The sequence below is a fragment of the Bacillus cabrialesii genome, assembly GCF_004124315.2.
Lineage (GTDB): Bacteria > Bacillota > Bacilli > Bacillales > Bacillaceae > Bacillus > Bacillus cabrialesii.
Genome location: NZ_CP096889.1, coordinates 558,517 through 576,667 on the forward strand (window position 1 = coordinate 558,517; position 18,151 = coordinate 576,667).

At 38.6% G+C, this 18,151-nt stretch carries 16 protein-coding genes; 11 read left to right on the forward strand and 5 right to left on the reverse strand.

The genetic code is table 11. The features are described from left to right. Positions 1 to 15: 15 nt before the first annotated feature. Positions 16 to 576: a TetR/AcrR family transcriptional regulator gene (locus EFK13_RS02910; protein ID WP_204571669.1), complete on the reverse strand. Its 561-nt coding sequence runs from the start codon at positions 574 to 576 to the stop codon at positions 16 to 18. Positions 577 to 805: 229 nt separating this feature from the next. Here EFK13_RS02910 and EFK13_RS02915 point away from each other — a divergent pair, with 229 nt between their 5' ends. The 3 genes from EFK13_RS02915 (at position 806) to EFK13_RS02925 (ending at position 4,312) form a co-directional block, all read left to right on the forward strand. Next, on the forward strand, positions 806 to 2,347 hold the full coding sequence (locus EFK13_RS02915; RefSeq protein WP_129506628.1) for an NAD(P)/FAD-dependent oxidoreductase: 1,542 nt from the start codon (positions 806 to 808) through the stop codon (positions 2,345 to 2,347). A 219-nt stretch (positions 2,348 to 2,566) separates the two neighbouring features. After that, complete coding sequence (locus EFK13_RS02920; RefSeq protein ID WP_129506627.1) at positions 2,567 to 3,559, forward strand: NAD(P)/FAD-dependent oxidoreductase; 993 nt, start codon at positions 2,567 to 2,569, stop codon at positions 3,557 to 3,559. Between the two features lie 276 nt (positions 3,560 to 3,835). Further along, the gene (locus tag EFK13_RS02925) at positions 3,836 to 4,312 is read left to right on the forward strand and encodes an HXXEE domain-containing protein (RefSeq protein ID WP_129506626.1); all 477 of its coding nucleotides are present in this window, start codon (positions 3,836 to 3,838) and stop codon (positions 4,310 to 4,312) included. Positions 4,313 to 5,149: 837 nt separating this feature from the next. On the opposite strand, the gene EFK13_RS02930 is transcribed toward EFK13_RS02925, so the two are convergent. Continuing rightward, positions 5,150 to 6,538 (reverse strand): aminotransferase-like domain-containing protein, encoded by a 1,389-nt coding sequence (locus EFK13_RS02930; RefSeq protein ID WP_129506625.1) that lies wholly within the window; start codon positions 6,536 to 6,538, stop codon positions 5,150 to 5,152. 170 nt (positions 6,539 to 6,708) lie between these two features. Between EFK13_RS02930 and azlC the strand changes: the two genes are divergently transcribed. The 5 genes from azlC (at position 6,709) to EFK13_RS02955 (ending at position 10,076) form a co-directional block, all read left to right on the forward strand. Beyond that, positions 6,709 to 7,419, forward strand: coding sequence for an azaleucine resistance protein AzlC (gene azlC, locus EFK13_RS02935; protein WP_129506624.1), 711 nt, complete (start codon positions 6,709 to 6,711; stop codon positions 7,417 to 7,419). After that, complete coding sequence (locus EFK13_RS02940) at positions 7,416 to 7,742, forward strand: branched-chain amino acid transporter permease (RefSeq protein WP_129506623.1); 327 nt, start codon at positions 7,416 to 7,418, stop codon at positions 7,740 to 7,742. Before azlC ends, EFK13_RS02940 begins: the two co-directional genes overlap by 4 nt. A gap of 138 nt (positions 7,743 to 7,880) precedes the next feature. Beyond that, positions 7,881 to 8,069 carry a hypothetical protein gene (locus EFK13_RS02945; RefSeq protein WP_240034922.1) on the forward strand — a complete coding sequence of 63 codons (189 nt, stop codon included), beginning with the start codon at positions 7,881 to 7,883 and terminating at the stop codon, positions 8,067 to 8,069. A gap of 118 nt (positions 8,070 to 8,187) precedes the next feature. Beyond that, complete coding sequence (gene brnQ, locus EFK13_RS02950) at positions 8,188 to 9,522, forward strand: branched-chain amino acid transport system II carrier protein (protein WP_129506622.1); 1,335 nt, start codon at positions 8,188 to 8,190, stop codon at positions 9,520 to 9,522. Positions 9,523 to 9,611: 89 nt separating this feature from the next. After that, a complete protein-coding gene (locus EFK13_RS02955) occupies positions 9,612 to 10,076 on the forward strand; it encodes a Rok-like winged helix domain-containing protein (protein ID WP_129506621.1) in 465 nt (154 codons plus the stop codon). A 412-nt stretch (positions 10,077 to 10,488) separates the two neighbouring features. Here the strand turns inward: EFK13_RS02955 and desA are convergent, their stop codons facing one another. Then, positions 10,489 to 11,457 carry a Delta(5) desaturase DesA gene (gene desA / locus EFK13_RS02960; RefSeq protein ID WP_407062067.1) on the reverse strand — a complete coding sequence of 323 codons (969 nt, stop codon included), beginning with the start codon at positions 11,455 to 11,457 and terminating at the stop codon, positions 10,489 to 10,491. A gap of 783 nt (positions 11,458 to 12,240) precedes the next feature. Here desA and cspC point away from each other — a divergent pair. Beyond that, on the forward strand, positions 12,241 to 12,444 hold the full coding sequence (gene cspC / locus EFK13_RS02965) for a cold shock protein CspC (RefSeq protein WP_003240492.1): 204 nt from the start codon (positions 12,241 to 12,243) through the stop codon (positions 12,442 to 12,444). 756 nt (positions 12,445 to 13,200) lie between these two features. Here the strand turns inward: cspC and EFK13_RS02970 are convergent. Further along, the gene (locus tag EFK13_RS02970) at positions 13,201 to 13,662 is read right to left on the reverse strand and encodes a CarD family transcriptional regulator (protein WP_129506619.1); all 462 of its coding nucleotides are present in this window, start codon (positions 13,660 to 13,662) and stop codon (positions 13,201 to 13,203) included. 498 nt (positions 13,663 to 14,160) lie between these two features. Continuing rightward, positions 14,161 to 15,033, reverse strand: a complete 873-nt coding sequence (locus EFK13_RS02975) for an AraC family transcriptional regulator (RefSeq protein ID WP_129506618.1) — start codon at positions 15,031 to 15,033, stop codon at positions 14,161 to 14,163. Positions 15,034 to 15,269: 236 nt separating this feature from the next. Between EFK13_RS02975 and EFK13_RS02980 the strand changes: the two genes are divergently transcribed. Further along, positions 15,270 to 16,658, forward strand: a complete 1,389-nt coding sequence (locus EFK13_RS02980; RefSeq protein WP_087987662.1) for an aminotransferase-like domain-containing protein — start codon at positions 15,270 to 15,272, stop codon at positions 16,656 to 16,658. A gap of 97 nt (positions 16,659 to 16,755) precedes the next feature. Further along, positions 16,756 to 18,057, forward strand: a complete 1,302-nt coding sequence (locus tag EFK13_RS02985; RefSeq protein ID WP_129506617.1) for an MFS transporter — start codon at positions 16,756 to 16,758, stop codon at positions 18,055 to 18,057. The last annotated feature ends 94 nt before the right edge of the window (positions 18,058 to 18,151 follow it).

The window sequence follows — 18,151 nt, forward strand, 5'->3', positions numbered from 1 at the left end:
ATTATTCTTCACCAATTATTTCATTATGCATCTCTTCAACATGCCCCAGTTTAATACCCTTTTGATTTCGTTATAAACTTCCTCACCACTAAGTGTCATCCCGTTTTCAATCCACCAATTTAAAGCGCCTAGAGTAGCTCCGGCAATTGCGGCTATTCTAATTTCAGAAGAGGTAGAAATAGATGGTGTTTTACCGTCGCGCAATTTCTCTTGCTTCATAACATTAATCATTTCTTTTCTTATGACATATCTCAATGAATCCATTTCTTTTAGAAATAGCTGAGAGAATAATCGTTTATATTTAATCACACCATTAAATAACTTTAAATGAGCCTCTTCAAGGTTACTTTCCCCCAAAAGAAACTCCTCCGCAATATTCTTTAAAGAATAAGCCAGTAAATCATACTTGTCATTAAAATGCGTATAAAATGTAGCACGATGAACCATTGCTTCCTCACAAACTTCTTTTACAGAAATAGAATTAAACGAATGGTGGTCTAATAAAGAAAGCAAAGCTTGTGAAAGAAGCTTACGTGTTCTTTTGACTCGTAAGTCTTCTTTTTTTTCTTTTTCCATATACATTACCTCGTTTCTGTATCGTTAATCGACAGTTCTATTATATTGTTTATTGATGAAATTAATTATACAACCTAGTATATAAAATACAAGAGTAAATAAAATATACACATGTCTAAAAAAAGATGTGTGTTAGAAAAATCTTATTGATAACAAACCTACATTGACTACGTATTCTTACTCTTGTGATTACGCTTCCAATCGGAAGATAGAAAAGGAGATTGTAAAAATGAAAAAATCGTTAACATCTCGTCAACCCAAAAAAGAAAAAGCTATTGTGATTGGTGGAGGCATCGCAGGTTTGCTCACGGCTCGTGTCCTTTCTGATCATTATGAAGAAGTCATAATTGTAGAAAGAGATGAGCTACCAAAGGAATCGTCTAATCGCTCAGGTACGCCTCAAGCTTTTCATCCTCATCGCATCCTGCCGCGCGGAAGTATGATTATGGAACATTTCTTTCCTGGCTATATTGATGCTTTATTGGATCAAGGTGCTCCTTCTACACAAAATGAAAAAATAAGACTATTCACATCGTACGGAAGTCTGCAAATGGCTTCTCCTGAAAAAAATGTGTCAAGCAGTCGAGCACTATTAGAGTGGACGTTTCGCCAGCGTGTACAAAAGATCTCAAATGTACGTTTTCTTTCTAAACAAGAAGTTATAGGTCTTCAAACATCGGCTGATCAAAGCCAAGTAATAGGTGTTCATATAAAAGAACGAAGTAAACCAAAACAAGAACGAACAGTGGCTGCTGATTTAGTAGTGGATACAAGTGGACGCTCTTCCAAACTAATAAAATGGCTTGAATCTATGGGACTTGAAGTGCCACAACCCGAACGTCTAAAGGTATTCTTTGGCTATAGTACGCGCTATTATCGAGTTTCCCCACAGGTCAGAGAGAAGTGGGGCGGTGTGGTTTTTTCAGAAGCGCAACCGGAAAAAGGGATTGGTGCGGGAATGCTGGGATATATCGAAGATAACATGGCTCAATCATTATTATATAGTGCAGGGGGTGCACACTATCCATCAACAAACCCAGAAGGATACGAAAAAGAACTGCTGGCAGTTGCTACTCCAATGCTTGCGGAAGTAGTTAAAGAGCTAGAACCAATTAGTGCTCCACGAGGCTATCGTGCACCCGAATCGGTTCGTCAACACTTTGAACAAATGGAGAATTGGCCAGCTGGGTTACTCGTAGTCGGCGATGCATTTTGTAGTTTTGATCCCATCCATGGACAAGGAATGACAGTAGCTGCGATTGAAGCTGAAATGCTAGACATTTGTTTGCATGAAGAACGTCAAACTCCTCAACCCCACTTTGAACGACACGTGCTGCAACGCATGCAAGAAGCGATTGAACCGGCATGGTGGCTAAGTTCAGTTGCAGATTTACGTTGGAACGGCGTTGAACATGTGGGAGCTGAGCCCTTAAAAGGTGTATCCTTTGCTCAGAAGTATTTCAATTTGTATGTGAAAAGGGCTGTTAAATTGGCGAACGAGGAGAACAATCCTTCTATGTTCCAACAGTATTTTATGATGAATTCATTAGTCCTTCCCCCAAGTGCCATTATTAATGCACGTACACTGACCATGTTATTGACGGGGGATGGATCTCTAGAGGAAAAACAACTGTTAGCTGAATTAGGAAACGTAGACAAACAACAAATACAAGCAAGAATAGATGAGCTGATTCCTTCCTTTTCATTGGCCGTTGATGAGAAGGCCTTACATTCATTACTTTCCATGCCTTCTTCGAATACCAAGGCATGAAGAGGATCAAAAGGTAGTATGCCGTTTAAGATGATTCCTTAAAAGAACCGGATGCTTCAAAAAATTAAAGTAGAAAGTAGAAGAGGTTGCGTGGGAAGGATGTCCAACCGATTCCATTAAAATAGTCAATACCCCCTTCCTAGAGATTAAAGGTAAGAAATAAACTTACGTGATCAATGGAGAGAACATATAAATAATGGAGGTAGAGGTGAAAGAAACATGATACAAGAAAAAGACATCTATGATATTACCGTTATTGGTGGAGGACCTGTTGGCTTATTTACAGCATTCTACGGAGGAATGAGACAAGCCAAGGTGAAAATCATTGAAAGCCTCCCCAAATTAGGTGGACAATTAACAGCCCTGTACCCGGAAAAATATATTTATGATGTGGCTGGTTTTCCAAAAGTGCGGGCACAAGATTTAATTAACAATCTAAAAAAACAAATGGAGCCATTTCACCCCACTATTTGTTTAGAAGAAGCTGTTGATCAAGTCGAAAAAAAAGCAGATGGAATCTTTAAACTACAAACGAATCGTGGTATTCATTATACGAAAACGATTATTATTACAGCTGGGAATGGCGCGTTTCAACCACGAAAATTAGAGCTAAATAAGGCTGAGACATTTGAGTTAACTAATCTTCATTATTTTGTTGAAGATATGGACCAATTTGCAGGAAAGAGAGTCGTCCTCTTTGGAGGAGGAGACTCAGCTGTGGATTGGGCCCTCATGTTAGAGTCGGTTGCTGAAAAAGTGACCCTGGTTCATCGTCGAGATAAATTTCGCGCACATGAACATAGTATTGAACAATTAATGAACTCTTCAGTCGAAGTGAAAACTCCCTATGTCCCAACTGAAATCATTGGAGATGAAACCATTACTCAAATGGTAGTCGAACATACCAAAGAAGGAACACAAGAAACCATTGAAGTCGATGATGTTATTGTCAATTATGGATTTATTTCTTCTTTAGGTCCTATTAAAACGTGGAATCTTGAGGTGGAGAAGAATGCTATTGTGGTGAATTCAAAGCAAGAAACGAATATTCCAGGTATTTATGCAGCAGGAGATATTTGTACGTATGAGGGAAAAGTCAAACTCATTATAGCTGGTTTTGGAGAAGGACCTACAGCAGTTAACAACGCTAAAGCCTACATGGACCCTAAAGCAAAAGTGCAGCCTAGGCATAGTACATCCCTCTTTACCTAAAGAAATGCTTGAAGGTCTAACATGTGAACTCACGACCGAATCAATGATACCAGGGTTTTGACGACCCTTGGTATTTTTTCTAATCTCTTTATTTTGGCTACTCTAATATACGTGGCACCAACAACACGTTATTGCACATATAAAAAAGAAGCAACTACTTAGGCAGCTTCTTCTGTCTTTTAACACCAATCAGATCACCCTCATATGTAGTATAATGTTGCCAAACCATATTGGTTGATTCCTTTAAGTGACGTGGCACCAAGGAGGAAATGATAGATGGTTTATTTCGTAGTATTTTTTTGTTTTGCTATTACACTGCATAATATTGAGGAAGCTATTTGGTTACCTAAGTGGTCACAACAACCTTCAAAGTTTCAAAAGCCAGTAACCTCAAGTGAATTTCATTTTGCTGTCATTGTTATAACTATGTTGGCTTATTTATCTGCATTTGGTTTTTTATATATGCCAGAATCAGATATTGCAAAATGGATTTTCATTGGCTTTCTAGGTTCTATGGTTATTAACGCTATTTTTCCACATCTTATGGCAACTATTTTAATGAAAAAGTATGCACCTGGACTTCTTACAGGCTTATTGCTAAACATTCCAGTAAACTCATTAGTTATTTATCATATGTTTTTAAAGAATTTGATTGTATGGAAGGAGTTAATAGTATCTACGTTGGTTGTAGGAATTATTTTATTAGCACTTATTCCATTATTATTTAAAGTTGGTGATAAAGTATCTTCTTAATGAGTTTGATTTGATTAGAATTGAGGAAGAAGGTGAAACTTTTATTTATAAGGGAGAAATTGGAATCCTTAATCAATATAGATGAAAAAATGCAAGGTCATTCATTGTTTTGGCTCACCATTTTTTAACCATAATTGATGTAAACGTATAGAAATGATGGCAAATAAATATAAAGAGTGTAATGAAAACAAGTTTTCATAACCAATGATATATTTACTATTTTGAGGGCCTAGTGGGTGAATAACCCGTGGTGGTTCAAGTCCTCTCGGCCGCATCAATGATACCAAGGGTTGCAGCCCCTTGGTATTTTTTTGTTTGAACAAGATGTGTTTTGTGACCAAAGTGTCCATTAACGTAAAACAAGCGTCTAATGTGTTAGGGTATAAATCTCCGTTTACGTCAATCATTGTTCTGACTGAAGATTGTAATGTAATCTTCACCCTAGTTTATTATTATAACATGGTAATGAGTATAAGGAAAAATTATTAGTCAGTGATTTCATTTTACGTAGTTCATAACGGATACTTTCTTCAGTGTTACTTCGTTTAGAGCCAACCATTTTTGGACCGGCGTTGGAATTCATTCTTCCTGCGTTTCAGACAGTGGCAACCATGTTTGCATCAGTAATCCAGTTCATGGCAGTTTGTACAATGGGGGATTTTATACCGAGTATCTCTCATAGTCTCGTGAAATTTTTAAAAAACAGGGAGAAACCAGTGCAGGAATGTTGCTGCACTGGTTTTTTTATTTGAAACTCACGATATGAATTTGCATGATTGAGGATCTATTTTAAATAAAACAAATCAGATGAATTTTATTTGTTTTTTTCTGCTTACGTTAATGGAGATAATTTTTCAATCTCTCTAAACCTATTTTTAACTCATCTAAAGATTTAGTGGAAGAAAGCGCTATTCGCAGGTACTTATTAGGCGTTGTCGAACCACTGAGAAAACGATCGGAATGAAAAACTCGGATTCCGTGCTTCTTCAGGTCTGTTTCTATCTGTAACCCATCATGGTGATCTTTGATAGAAAGCCAGCGATAAAAGCTGAGAGGGTGTCCATTCGGTTCTTTTTCAGAAAAATACTCCGAATATATATCATTTGCCGATTGGGCAAGCTGTTTTTTTCGGGAAACAATGTCATGTGCTTTTCCTGATATGATGAGTTCTGTGATTACCTCTGCATCGAAAGAAGACGTTTTTACATTTATATTGAAAATCGCCTGAAGAATTTTCTCGCGTAATGTATCCCCATAGACCATATAGGCCACTCTTAATCCTGAACAGATTGACTTAGAGGTGCCGCAAATATATACGCTTTGCTCGGGAAGCGAGTTGAACATGGGCTCCTCGTAATCAGAGATCAAGCCTGCGGTCATAAACGCATGAATATCGTCTTCAATCAGCAGTAAACGGTGCTTGCGGATGACTGACGCGATTTCTTTCTTTCTAGCATTCGACATCATGACAGTAGTTGGATTACAGCAAGAGGGCATCAGAAAAATGCCATGAATATTGAGTTGTGTACACTGCTTATCAAGCTCGTCCGGCAGCATGCCAAACTCATCTCCAAGAATCGGCACTAGCTGAATGTGGTGCATTTTTGCCAGCTCAATGAAGTTGGAATACGTGTATAAGTCAGTCGCAATTCGATTCCCCGGCTCAAACAGCGCGATCAATGAAACAGCCAGCGCATTTTGGGCTCCGGAAACAATGGAGATATGCTCTTGGTCAGTTTGAATGCCGAACGATTTCATCCAGTTTAGTCCTGCTGTTTTTTGATGCGGAATGCCGGTTGGATCGTTGTAATTGAGTAACCGATCTAAATAATGTTTACTCGCAACCTGTTGTATCGCTTCAGTTACAATTTGATTGGTTACTTCAAAAGAGGCGATTAAACCAAAATCGATACAGTTGGTGATTTTATCTTTAGAAATGGTAATTGAACGAGCGGCACTGGGAGAAACAAAGGTTCCTTTTCCGGTGACCGCATAAATCAGCCCTTTCACCTCACACACTTTATAGGCTCGGGTAATTGTGGTGAAGTTTAAGTCAAGAAAGTCAGCCAATTCTCGCTGCGGCGGCAGCTTTGTGCCGGGTGCCAAAAATCCTTTTTTTATATACTCTTCAAGCAGGGCTGCGATGGATTCATAAAACGGACGCTTCAATGCCTTCTTTTCAGGTTTCCAAGACATTGGATAATTGTCGAATGAGTTTACTGGCATGATTCACCTCTATGTCTAATTTCCGTACAATCAACTCTTTCATGTGAAAACTCTTAATTAGTTACATTCTTATTATATAAAAGATAATTGTAATCCATACAATTATCTGGTTTTTTGTATGGATTTTCTGTGTTACATTAAGAAAAAATTTTATTCAGGGTGTGAATCAAATGACAAAAAGAAGTCGAATATGGTATGCATTTCGCTGGGCCTTCCAATATACGATTCCGATTTTGGCCGGATTTTTATTTTTGGGAATTGCTTATGGAATCTTTATGCATTCTTTAGGGTTTAGCGCATTCTATCCGATCATCATGAGTGTTATGATATTTGCAGGATCTATGGAGTTTGTTGCAGCGAATTTTTTACTGGGCGCATTCAACCCGATGAATGCTCTTTTTTTGACGTTAATGGTCAATGCTCGGCATTTGTTTTACGGAATTTCCATGCTGGATAAGTACAGAGGAACTGGAAAGAAAAAGTTTTATCTGATTTATGGGATGTGTGATGAATCTTTTTCGATCAATTATACAGCTGATATTCCAGCGAATGTTGACAAGGGCTGGTTTATGTTTTTTGTGACGCTGCTTAATCATTTATATTGGGTCGCGGGAGCAGCGATTGGAGGTATTTTTGGATCGTATGTGAAGTTTAATACTGAAGGCCTTGATTTTGTGATGACTGCCCTGTTTATTGTGATCTTCATAGAACAGTGGATGAAGGAGAAAAAGCATCACAGTGCTCTTACAGGACTTGGACTTTCAGCAGCCAGCCTGATGATTTTTGGCGGAAACCAATTTATTATTCCTGCTATGCTCGCCATTTTAGGGGTACTGACTGTTCTGAGAAAACCACTGGAGAAAGCTGAGGTTTCCATATGACGATGACGCAGCAAATCATCACCATTGCTATGGTCGTGCTTGGAACTATGCTTACACGCTTTCTTCCATTTATGATTTTCCCGTCGGGCAAACCGACACCGAAATATGTACAGTTTCTCGGCAGAGTGCTGCCATCAGCGGTAATTGGGCTTCTGGTCATTTATTGTTTTAAGGATGTCAGTTTATTTTCTGGAAGTCACGCCATCCCTGAATTGATTGGGGCAGCTGCAGTTGCGCTGCTCCACTTTTGGAAGAAAAATATGCTTCTCTCCATAGCAGGAGGAACCATTGTCTATATGGCTTTAGTGCAATTGGTTTTTTGACTATATTGATTAGGGTTTGTAAAATCAAAAGAGGCTGGAATCAATCTATGAACAGCACCGTGAGGAATTTTACAAGCAAGTAAAGAGCGATCCGTATGCTCAGTCGTTAGGGAGGTAAAGCTTGAAGTACAACATTATATGGGTAATGCATATGGAAAATCTTCATTAGGGCTTTCGACGACAATCCAGTTTATTCAGTCGGCTAAAGCTGGTGATCAAATCATCGCTCGTGCAACAGAGGTAAAACGAAATGATCACACACATGGGCAAAATCTGATAGCAGCCATGGATGCGGTGTCTTATCGCAAGGATCATTATTTTTCATGAAAATAGGTAGAGCTAACAAAATTTTATTTTGGAATCAATGCTCAGTATCAATGCAAATAGCAGCGGCAATGTTTGCTGATCATTTAAAAAAGTATCTACAGTAATCGGAGGATGTATCATGTCAAAGAAAGTTTCTTCTTCCTATATCATCATTATAGGATTAATGTTATTTGCATTGTTTTTTGGAGCAGGAAATCTCATTTTCCCCCCTATGCTTGGTCAAATGGCTGGGAAAAATGTATGGATCGCCAATGCAGGTTTCTTAGTGACCGGAGTTGGATTGCCATTACTGGCTATAATAGCATTTGTTTTTTCGGGTAAACAAAACTTACAATCGTTAGCCAGCCGTGTACACCCGGTGTTTGGCATTGTGTTTACGACGATTCTCTATATGGCAATCGGGCCTTTTTTCGCTATCCCGAGATCAGGAAACGTATCGTTTGAAATTGGAGTAAAACCTTTTTTATCAAATGACGCAGGCCCTGTCTCATTGATTATATTTACAATATTATTTTTCGCATTGGCATGCCTGTTATCACTCAATCCTTCAAAAGTAATTGATGTAGTCGGAAAATTTTTGACGCCTATTAAATTATCATTTATCGGATTGCTTGTAGTGGTAGCGGTTGTCCGTCCAATTGGAACAATTCAAGCACCATCAAAAGAGTATACATCACATGTGTTTTTTAAAGGCTTTCAGGAAGGATACCTCACTCTGGATGCCCTTGTAGCATTTGTTTTTGGAATTATTATCGTGAATGCATTGAAAGAACAGGGAGCTTCTACCAAAAAACAGCTAATGGTGGTTTGCGCAAAAGCAGCCGCGATTGCAGCCGCACTTTTAGCCCTTATCTATACTGCCCTTTCATATATGGGGGCTTCCAGTGTTGAAAAGCTGGGGCTTTTAGAAAATGGAGCTGAAGTTTTGGCTAAGGTTTCTTCCTATTATTTTGGATCTTATGGTTCAATTTTGTTGGGCTTAATGATTACGGTAGCATGCCTGACAACAAGTGTCGGACTGATCACAGCGTGCTCATCATTTTTTCATGAACTATTTCCAAGCGTTTCTTATAAAAAATTTGCTGTGATTTTAACGGTGTTTAGTACGCTTGTCGCAAATATAGGATTAACACAGCTTATTAAGGTGTCTATGCCTGTTTTAATGACGATGTATCCCATCGCGATTTCCTTGATCCTTTTAACCTTTTTGCATTCTGTATTTAAAGGGAAGCCAGAAGTGTATCAGGGCAGCTTACTATTCACATTCATCATTAGCCTATTTGACGGACTGAATGAAGCTGGGATAAAAATTGAAGCCGTGAATCGCGTTTTTACTCAGATTCTTCCTATGTATAGCATAGGGCTGGGATGGCTTATTCCGGCTATCGCAGGGGGAATAGGCGGCTATATACTGAGTGCGTTCCGAACAAAAAAAACTGATTTCTCTGAGTAGGATACTAAAGAGCGAACAAACAATAACGTATCACTCAGTTCTGCAGGTGGAATAAAGCTCTTATCCGCCGGTTTGATTGGGGGGAGAAGATGGTTGATCAAAGAGAAGCTTTGCGTGTAAGGCTGGAAGAACTAGATAAACATGAAATATTAATACTTCGGGAGTTCCGATCAGAGCGAGAGAAGATCTATTCAAGCCTGAGAGCATTAGAACGATCATATGACATACTGCGTAGAGGAAAGAAGAGTCAATCTCTATCTGAGCTGATTGAACAAACAGCAGATGCTGTAAAGACATCTCACATAACATCAAAACCAAGCCATCAAAAAAAGAGGAGACAGGGCAGAGCTGAATCGAACGCCTCCCGTAAAGCAGCATTAAATATATTAAAACTTCAAGATAAACCAATAAGCAGTATTGATCTAAAACAAAAGATTGAGAAGGAAACCGGCAGACAAATCTCTAATATGACGATATTTATGAATCACTTAATGAAAAAATATCCAGAGGTGAGAAAACCTCATAGGGGACAATATATTTTGGAGAAGACTTAAAAATGAATGAACCCCTTTTTAAAACTGAATGGGCAGTATGCCTGGTAACGGAGAGATGACAGATTAGTATTTCATTAATATAGCACAAGCACTATACCCTGCGCCAAAGTTAGAAAGTGTAATGAAAATAAGCTTTTATAAACAACTGGTAAGAATTCACAATGTTAAGGCCCTAGTGGGTGAATAACTCGTGGAGGTTCCAGTCCTCTCGGTTCATCAATGATACCAAGGGTTTAATCACCTTTGGTATTATTTTTTTGCGGGAAATATGGCAATAAATGTACCGTATTGGAGTCTGCAAGTGTATTTGGCACTAAAAAAGTGCTGACCTCTGCACAACACCGTTGCGCGAGTTTGCACTTTTATTCAGCAAGATACATTGTCCCTTATCATCGTTTTATTGGGAGTTTATTTAATCCGTTGTTAGCCGCGCTGATACTTTGCTTTTAGAAGATTTTTTTAAGTGGCTAAAACCTACAAATTTTTTGCTTTCCTCATCCCATAGGCGGAACTTTAACGACTTCAAACTTGTTGCCAGTGTAATAGTAGGTACGTTTTGCAATGGTTCAGTGTTGTTATGCACTTTTTCAAGCTTATAGTTTGGGACTCTCGGGCTTAAATGATGAACATGATGGAAACCGATATTGCCTGTTAGCCATTGCATGACTTTTGGAAGCTTGTAAAATGAGCTCCCTTCAACTGCTGCTTTTACATATTCCCAATGCTCATCTTCTTCAAAATAAGAATCCTCAAACGTATGCTGAATATAAAACATCCAAATTCCGAGGGACCCCGATATCATAAAAATTGGCGTCTGAACCAGCAGGAAGTTTTGCCAGCCAATAGCCCAACATAAAAGTGCTGCCAAAGCGACGATCCCCAAGTTCGTTACATACGTATTTATCCGTTCTTTGCGTTTTGCCCCTTTACGATTAAAACGGTTGGTAATCCCGAAGACGTAAATCGGCCCAATAACAAACATAACAAATGGATTTCTGTACAAACGGTACATTATTTTTGTCTTCGTTGAGGCTTCCTTATATTCCTCAACGGTCAGTACCCAAATATCACCTGTACCGCGTTTGTCCAGGTTGCTGCTTGTCGCATGATGGACAGAGTGATCGTGTGCCCAATGATCAAAAGGATGGAGAGTCAGAATTCCTGTAATTGTTCCAAGGATTCGATTCGCCTTTCTGTTCTTAAAAAAGGAATAGTGGCAGCAATCATGAAAGATGATGAAGGTTCTAACTAAAAATCCTGCCGCAACGACAGAAATCGCTAATGTAAGGAAATAAGAAAGCGACAAGCTCCTATATGCCAAATACCATAACAGGAAAAATGGTACGAATGTGTTAATGATTTGACAAATACTTTTTTGCATGTCGGACTTTTCATAAGGTGTAACCAGTTTTCTCAAAGTCCTTAGGTTTTGTTCATTCATTTTTTGAAAATTTCCCCTTCCCTGGTGTTCTTCTAATTATAGAAAACGTTTTATTGTCATTGAAATCCCGGAGTCATAACACCATATATGATAAGTATCTTTCCCATACATCTGTGAAATTATTGGAATAAGAAGCTGATTTCCAGCTCAATTACATCTTTATTAGCAGAGCCAGCCGGGATACAAAAGGTGTATGAAGAGTATACCCGGCTCTATATCGGGCCAAACCCTCTCCCTGTTCCCCTATGGAATCGGTTTATTTAGAACGTGAACATTGATTGTTTGAGGTCAAGTTTTATCGTTTTATGAGCATCTTGGCAAAAGGGGATATACCATGAGCGACTGTTTGGAAACATATGCAGAAACAAAGCTTTACAAGTGAACAGCACTGCTTTTAAAAGAATATCTTGGACTTGAACAAAAAACAGCTGAACTTTTTAAAGAAATCTTTAACAATCAATAATGAAGTGCATTTTCACGGTGTTTTCAAATCATAGTTATTAATAGGCCTCTTATTCTGTACTGGCATCCACATGTTTAACAAATAATGCCATGAATAAAATGATAATATTAATTTGTAGTTATTTCCGATTCGTGGTAAGATAAAGAAGAATTATTTTTGTTCGGTGTAAAGGATAGTATGAATATCGACTTTTCGTCTTGATGATACTTTGGGCAGGGATAGTAAAACAATGTGTGGTAACGCACTAGGAGGCAATAAAAATGGAACAAGGTACAGTGAAATGGTTTAATGCAGAAAAAGGTTTTGGATTTATCGAACGTGAAAATGGAGACGATGTATTCGTACACTTCTCTGCAATCCAAGGTGACGGATTCAAATCTTTAGACGAAGGTCAAAAAGTAACGTTTGACGTTGAGCAAGGTGCTCGTGGAGCTCAAGCTGCTAACGTTCAAAAAACTGCTTAATCTTCAATCGTGTATACAAACAGGCTCTTTATATAGGGCCTGTTTTTTTATGTTCTTTGTATAATACTCAATAAAAAACCCTACTCAACGTTCGAGTAGGGAGATGCTACAAGGTAATAGAAAAAGATTTAAAACTTCAAAGGTTTGTTTACAGTATAGCATACTTGATTGACAATATGCGGAATGTATATAAATTAATTACTTTTCTTTGATACACTACATTTTCTTCTTTCGTTTTTCACTAACTGCCCGTTAAATTTAAGTACAAGACTTCACAATCTCAAGTCTTGTGACAAGTGCTTCGTATCTCCACACCGTTGACCATATATTTAGATGTTGTCAACTCATGTGTTTCTTTTATGAAAAGAAGATAAACAATTACTATTTACTGTCGCAGTGGATATAAGGAATTCTTAAAATAGAGTGGAAATTGATTGATTTTTTTCTGAAATAATCACTTAGATATACCTAAAACAATGAAAGCCCTACCTCTCTTCCATCCTTACGGCTCCTTGTCCGTGCCAGTGTGAATCAGGATTACAAAAACAAGTGACTATTTTATCGAGTTTTTTGATAAAACTTCAAATGTTCGTAGAAGAAATAAATAATAAAAATGAGTTAGAAGGAACAACAAAAGAGGTTAATGTTCTAAAAGTAAGTTGAAGAAGTTGAACGTTATTGAAATGGATTTACTTGTTATCGTAATATTGTCTAAAAATTCAGATCATTTATGCAATACATTATCTATTCTTAACCTTAACAGAAGCTTTTTATTTGTTTTTCAGTGATCCCTTTTATTACTTCCAGTTCACTAATCAAAAATTCATATGCATTATCCAACATTTTTTTTTCGCTTGCATTAAGTGCTTTTTCTTTCTTCATACGCATTAAATCACGTACAACTTCAACGCCTTCTTGTATTTTACCCGTTTTTATTTTGTTCGTGTTTACTATATACCTTTGCTTATACGGCAGTAACTTATCTGATTCTCCATGATGAAAAATGTGTATAATGTGTTTTAATGCACGTATATCAGTAACTGGTCGTATACTTGAACTCAATATTTTACGCGCTGGAATCATAACTTGCATATTACTAATCGTCATTTTTATGACATAATACTGTTGTTTTTTCCCTAAGATTTCTTTTTCTTCTATGGCTTCAATTATACCTGCTCCGTGCATTGGATAAACAATGTTATCGCCAATTTGAAACATATAATCCACCTCCATATATGGTAACCTTCTTAAGATTACCATATATGGAGGTGGATTATCAAAATTTTAATGATAACATGATCATTTTTTTGATGTCAATAACTTTTTGAAAATCAAATAAGCAAAAACAACATAAGGAACGTGTCGGATTTCCAATAAAGGAAAGGTCAATTGGTCCGTGCATATTCTGAAACCCAACTAATTAACATCCATCAGTTTTTCATTAAAAATAAGTTATTAAATCTCTTTACGAATTCATAACTTGGCATTAATGACATGTTTGCTAATCTATATGGGCACAAATTCACCAATTTTTAAACCAAGGGTTGTAGACCCTTGGTGTTTTTTTAGAATAATTCACCAAGCTTATCGATGTTTGCAGACAGCTCTTCAAACGGTGATTTCAAAAATTGCCGCGGATCGAGTTGGTGCATAAAGAGGAAGGAATTAGCCCCCGCCTTAAAGATCCTTCAATTTCTCTTACATCATCGTGAAATATTACTTTTTTGAAATCGGTATCCAAATTTCACTTTTAAAAGATGGCGATGTTACATCTTTATGCTCGTTCCACAGGATTTCTGGGCCTTCTATTTGTTCATAATTTGATGATGGAAACCATTCGGAATAAATCCGTCCCCATACTTCTTGCAGTGCATCCGGAAATGGTCCGATTGCTTCGAATACAGCCCATGTTGAGGCAGGGACTTCAAGCTGTGATAGGTGATTTGGGCACTGTTTCGTTGTGGCTGCGCCAATATAGTGATCGAGCTCTCCGTTTTCCTCTGTACGGCCTTCAGAAAAGTTCGTGGATGCACTAATGAGTCCCAAAGGCGCTGCATTAGAAAGCTTTTTAAGTTGATTGATTGCTGCTTCATCTAAACTTTCCCACATCAATGCAATGTCAGGATTCACTCCTTTGAACAAAATAGGAACTCTTTTTTTAATGCCAACGATGCGAAATGCCTCTTTTTCTTCAATGCGATAGTTCATTTCATTTCCTCCTTTGATTGATAACTGGAAGGTCATTCGCGGATAAGCTTTAAGTGAATGGCCATTATTTCTGGCTTCCGATGGTCTTATGCCATGCAAATTTTGAAATGCTCGTGCAAAAGAATCTGGTGAGTGATAACCGTATTTTATTGCCATATCAATCACCTTTACGCTGCTGTCTTTAAGTTCAAAAGCTGCAAGAGTAAGACGTCTGCGACGAATATATTCCGATAGTGAAATACCTGCAAGGAAGGAAAACATCCTTTTAAAATGATATTCAGAGCAGAAAGCAAGCTTTGCTGCTTCTTTAAAATCAATATCGTTAGTGAGGTTTTCTTCAATATAATTTAGTGCTGTATTCATCCTTTTAAGCGAATCCATTTATTTGACCTCCTTTAACAAAAGAATAGCAGGAGCGAAATGTATCTACCCGACATTCCGTGCACAGTTTTGCAGGATAACTTATATGTAATAAATTATGTTATTCACCTGTATTTGTACAGATAGAGACCTAACAAGAGAAAAGGATTATTGCTTGGATTGCATAAAATGAAAGAAGGGTTATCATTGTTTTATAAATAACACGTTCTTATAATTGAGTGAAAAAGGAGCGTCTCATGCCGATTAATTCTTTTGAAAATTATCCGATGAGCTGGAAGCCATCAATTGATAAAACGGAAAAGCCTATCTATAAAGCACTTGCAGGGCAATTGGAACAGGATATTATAAACGGAGTTTTATTACCTGGAACAAAACTTCCTCCACAGCGAGAACTGGCCGATTATTTAGATTTAAATGTCAGTACCATTTCAAAAGCGTTTAAAGTGTGTGAGTTAAAGGGCTTGCTAAGTGCGTCGGTAGGGAGCGGCACATTTGTATCATACGATGCGTTATCGAATGCGTATTTACTTGAGGATACAAAGCCGAAGCATTTAATTGAAATGGGTGCAACACTTCCTGATCATGCTTCTTATGAGCCGCTGTTACTCCAACTAAAAAACATGCTGCAGGATGAAGATTATGAAAAATGGTTTGGTTATGGCCGAACGGGCGAAAGCCTTTGGCAAAAGGATGCAGCTGTAAAACTAATCCGAAGAGGCGGGTTTGAAACAGGCGTTGATCACATTTTGTTTGCAAATGGGGGACAAAATGCGATCGCTGCTGCATTGGCGAGTCTTTGTAAGCCTGGAGACCGTATTGGTGTTGACCATCATACGTACCCTGGATTAAAAACTGTGGCATCAATGCTTAGTGTGCAAATCGTGCCGATAAAATCAGTAAATAATGAAATGAGTCCGCAGTCACTTGAATACGCGTGTAAAAATGAAAATATTAAGGGCGTTTATTTGATCCCGGATTATCATAATCCGACAGCTTCCTTTATGTCCGTTGAGAATCGAAGAATGATTGCAGAATTAGCAAAGAAATATCATCTGTTTGTTATTGAAGATGCATCGTACCATCTTCTCAACAAAAACCCGCTTCCAGCACTTGCATCATTCGCGCCGGAACAGGTTATCCATATTGCAAGTTTATCAAAATCGTTAGCACCTGGTCTGCGGCTAGCCTATGTAGCAGCGCCGAGTCAATTTAAGGAGCCGATTTCAAAGGCGCTTTATAATTTAAATATAACCGTTTCCCCGTTATTAGCTGAACTTACTGCCCGCACGATTGTGTCAAATCAATTTGAAGTCTTAATTGAGAGCCATCGTGAACAAACCATTCGCAGAAATCAGATCGTAAACCGGTATTTTGCTGACTATACATGTTTAGGTGTTGAAACAGGCATCTTTCGCTGGTTGTTGTTGCCGGGGAAAATGACTGGAGCTGAATTTGAAGAATTAGCTGCACAACATGGGGTGCAAGTGTATGCGGCTGAACGCTTTGTAGTCGGAAATAGTTGTCCGGAAAGGGCTGTAAGGGTTTCTGTCTGTGCACCCAAAACACTCGAAGAGCTTGAGCAAGGATTAATGATCCTTAAACGTTTGTTAAACGGTCTTACCTAATATTGTTCGCCATACAATTATAATATTGTATGGCTTTTTTGTGCGTGTTATGATGATCCACATCTAGAGTGAGGCTCTTAGAAAGGCAGGTCAGACTATGTTACACAAGGAAAGTGAAAAAGCATTAGGGGTTCAAACAAATTCGTTACAACACTACATCAATTCTCCAGAAAAACAAAAAGCGTTATACAAGCGTACATTGTTTGTTGTCAGTATTTCACAAATTTTTGGCGGTGCAGGGCTGGCCGCAGGGGTTACAGTCGGCGCGCTTATCGCACAGGAAATGCTTGGGACGGACGCGTTTGCTGGTCTGCCTTCTGCTTTGTTTACTTTAGGTTCAGCTGGGGCTGCATTAGTTGTCGGGAGACTTTCACAGCGTTTTAGCCGGCGAACAGGTCTGTCAGCTGGTTTTATCATTGGCGGCCTTGGAGCAATAGGAGTCATCATTGCGGCAATCATAAATAGTGTTATCCTGTTATTCGCTTCATTGCTTATTTATGGTGCTGGATCAGCGACAAATTTACAAGCTCGCTATGCAGGCACGGACTTGGCAAATCGTAAACAGCGGGCGACTGCTGTTAGTATTACGATGGTTTTTACAACATTTGGTGCAGTTGCCGGTCCAAGTTTAGTGAATGTGATGGGGAATTTCGCTCTTTCGATTGGTGTTCCATCACTGGCAGGCCCTTTCATTTTAGCCGCGGCAGCATATATCTTGGCAGGTGCGGTCCTCTTCATTATGCTTCGTCCGGACCCATTAGTGATAGCAAGAACAATCGAATCGATCAACCAAGAACCTAGTGATAAAGGACATTTGGCTACAAAAGAGCAAGCAGAAAACAAAAGAGGCATCATCGTTGGCGCAACGATGATGGTTCTTACTCAAATCGTAATGGTGGCTATTATGACAATGACACCAGTTCATATGAGACATCATGGACATGGCTTGGGGGCAGTCGGTCTTGTCATTGGTTTTCATATAGGTGCCATGTATCTTCCTTCACTGGTTACAGGTGTCCTTGTTGATAAGCTGGGACGTACCGCGATGGCGATTGCTTCTGGAACGGCGCTGCTTTTGGCGGGCTTAATAGCAGCATTTGCACCAGGGGATTCTATGGTCCTTCTCGTCATCGCTCTTTCTTTACTTGGATTAGGATGGAATTTTGGATTGATAAGCGGGACGGCACTTATTGTTGATTCAACTGGAACTTCCACACGGGCAAAAACCCAAGGTACAGTGGATGTTTTGATTGCGTTGTCAGGAGCTGCTGGCGGAGCATTGTCTGGAATGATCGTGGCAGGTTCAAGTTTCCTAACATTATCGTTTGCTGGAGGGATCTTATCGTTATTACTTATTCCAGTGGTGGTTTGGTCTCGTGGAGGTAAAAGGTCAGCCTGATGGGTCAATACCCGTTATCCCAATAATACCAAGGGTTTAACTGCCTTTGGTATTATTTTTTTATGGCAGTTTTCTTCCTGCTTATGTTTTTGCC

Bases quoted from the DNA above. Each gene is read 5' to 3' on its own strand.
- EFK13_RS02985 (WP_129506617.1), top strand. From the start codon at position 16,756: ATGTTACACAAGGAAAGTGAAAAAGCATTAGGGGTTCAAACAAATTCG.
- EFK13_RS02975 (WP_129506618.1), bottom strand. From the start codon at position 15,033: ATGGATTCGCTTAAAAGGATGAATACAGCACTAAATTATATTGAAGAA.
- EFK13_RS02920 (WP_129506627.1), top strand. From the start codon at position 2,567: ATGATACAAGAAAAAGACATCTATGATATTACCGTTATTGGTGGAGGA.
- EFK13_RS02940 (WP_129506623.1), top strand. From the start codon at position 7,416: ATGACGATGACGCAGCAAATCATCACCATTGCTATGGTCGTGCTTGGA.
- azlC (WP_129506624.1), top strand. From the start codon at position 6,709: ATGACAAAAAGAAGTCGAATATGGTATGCATTTCGCTGGGCCTTCCAA.
- EFK13_RS02915 (WP_129506628.1), top strand. From the start codon at position 806: ATGAAAAAATCGTTAACATCTCGTCAACCCAAAAAAGAAAAAGCTATT.
- EFK13_RS02910 (WP_204571669.1), bottom strand. From the start codon at position 576: ATGGAAAAAGAAAAAAAAGAAGACTTACGAGTCAAAAGAACACGTAAG.
- EFK13_RS02970 (WP_129506619.1), bottom strand. From the start codon at position 13,662: ATGTTTCAAATTGGCGATAACATTGTTTATCCAATGCACGGAGCAGGT.
- EFK13_RS02955 (WP_129506621.1), top strand. From the start codon at position 9,612: ATGGTTGATCAAAGAGAAGCTTTGCGTGTAAGGCTGGAAGAACTAGAT.
- EFK13_RS02980 (WP_087987662.1), top strand. From the start codon at position 15,270: ATGCCGATTAATTCTTTTGAAAATTATCCGATGAGCTGGAAGCCATCA.
- EFK13_RS02930 (WP_129506625.1), bottom strand. From the start codon at position 6,538: ATGCCAGTAAACTCATTCGACAATTATCCAATGTCTTGGAAACCTGAA.
- desA (WP_407062067.1), bottom strand. From the start codon at position 11,457: ATGCAAAAAAGTATTTGTCAAATCATTAACACATTCGTACCATTTTTC.
- cspC (WP_003240492.1), top strand. From the start codon at position 12,241: ATGGAACAAGGTACAGTGAAATGGTTTAATGCAGAAAAAGGTTTTGGA.
- EFK13_RS02925 (WP_129506626.1), top strand. From the start codon at position 3,836: ATGGTTTATTTCGTAGTATTTTTTTGTTTTGCTATTACACTGCATAAT.
- brnQ (WP_129506622.1), top strand. From the start codon at position 8,188: ATGTCAAAGAAAGTTTCTTCTTCCTATATCATCATTATAGGATTAATG.
- EFK13_RS02945 (WP_240034922.1), top strand. From the start codon at position 7,881: ATGGGTAATGCATATGGAAAATCTTCATTAGGGCTTTCGACGACAATC.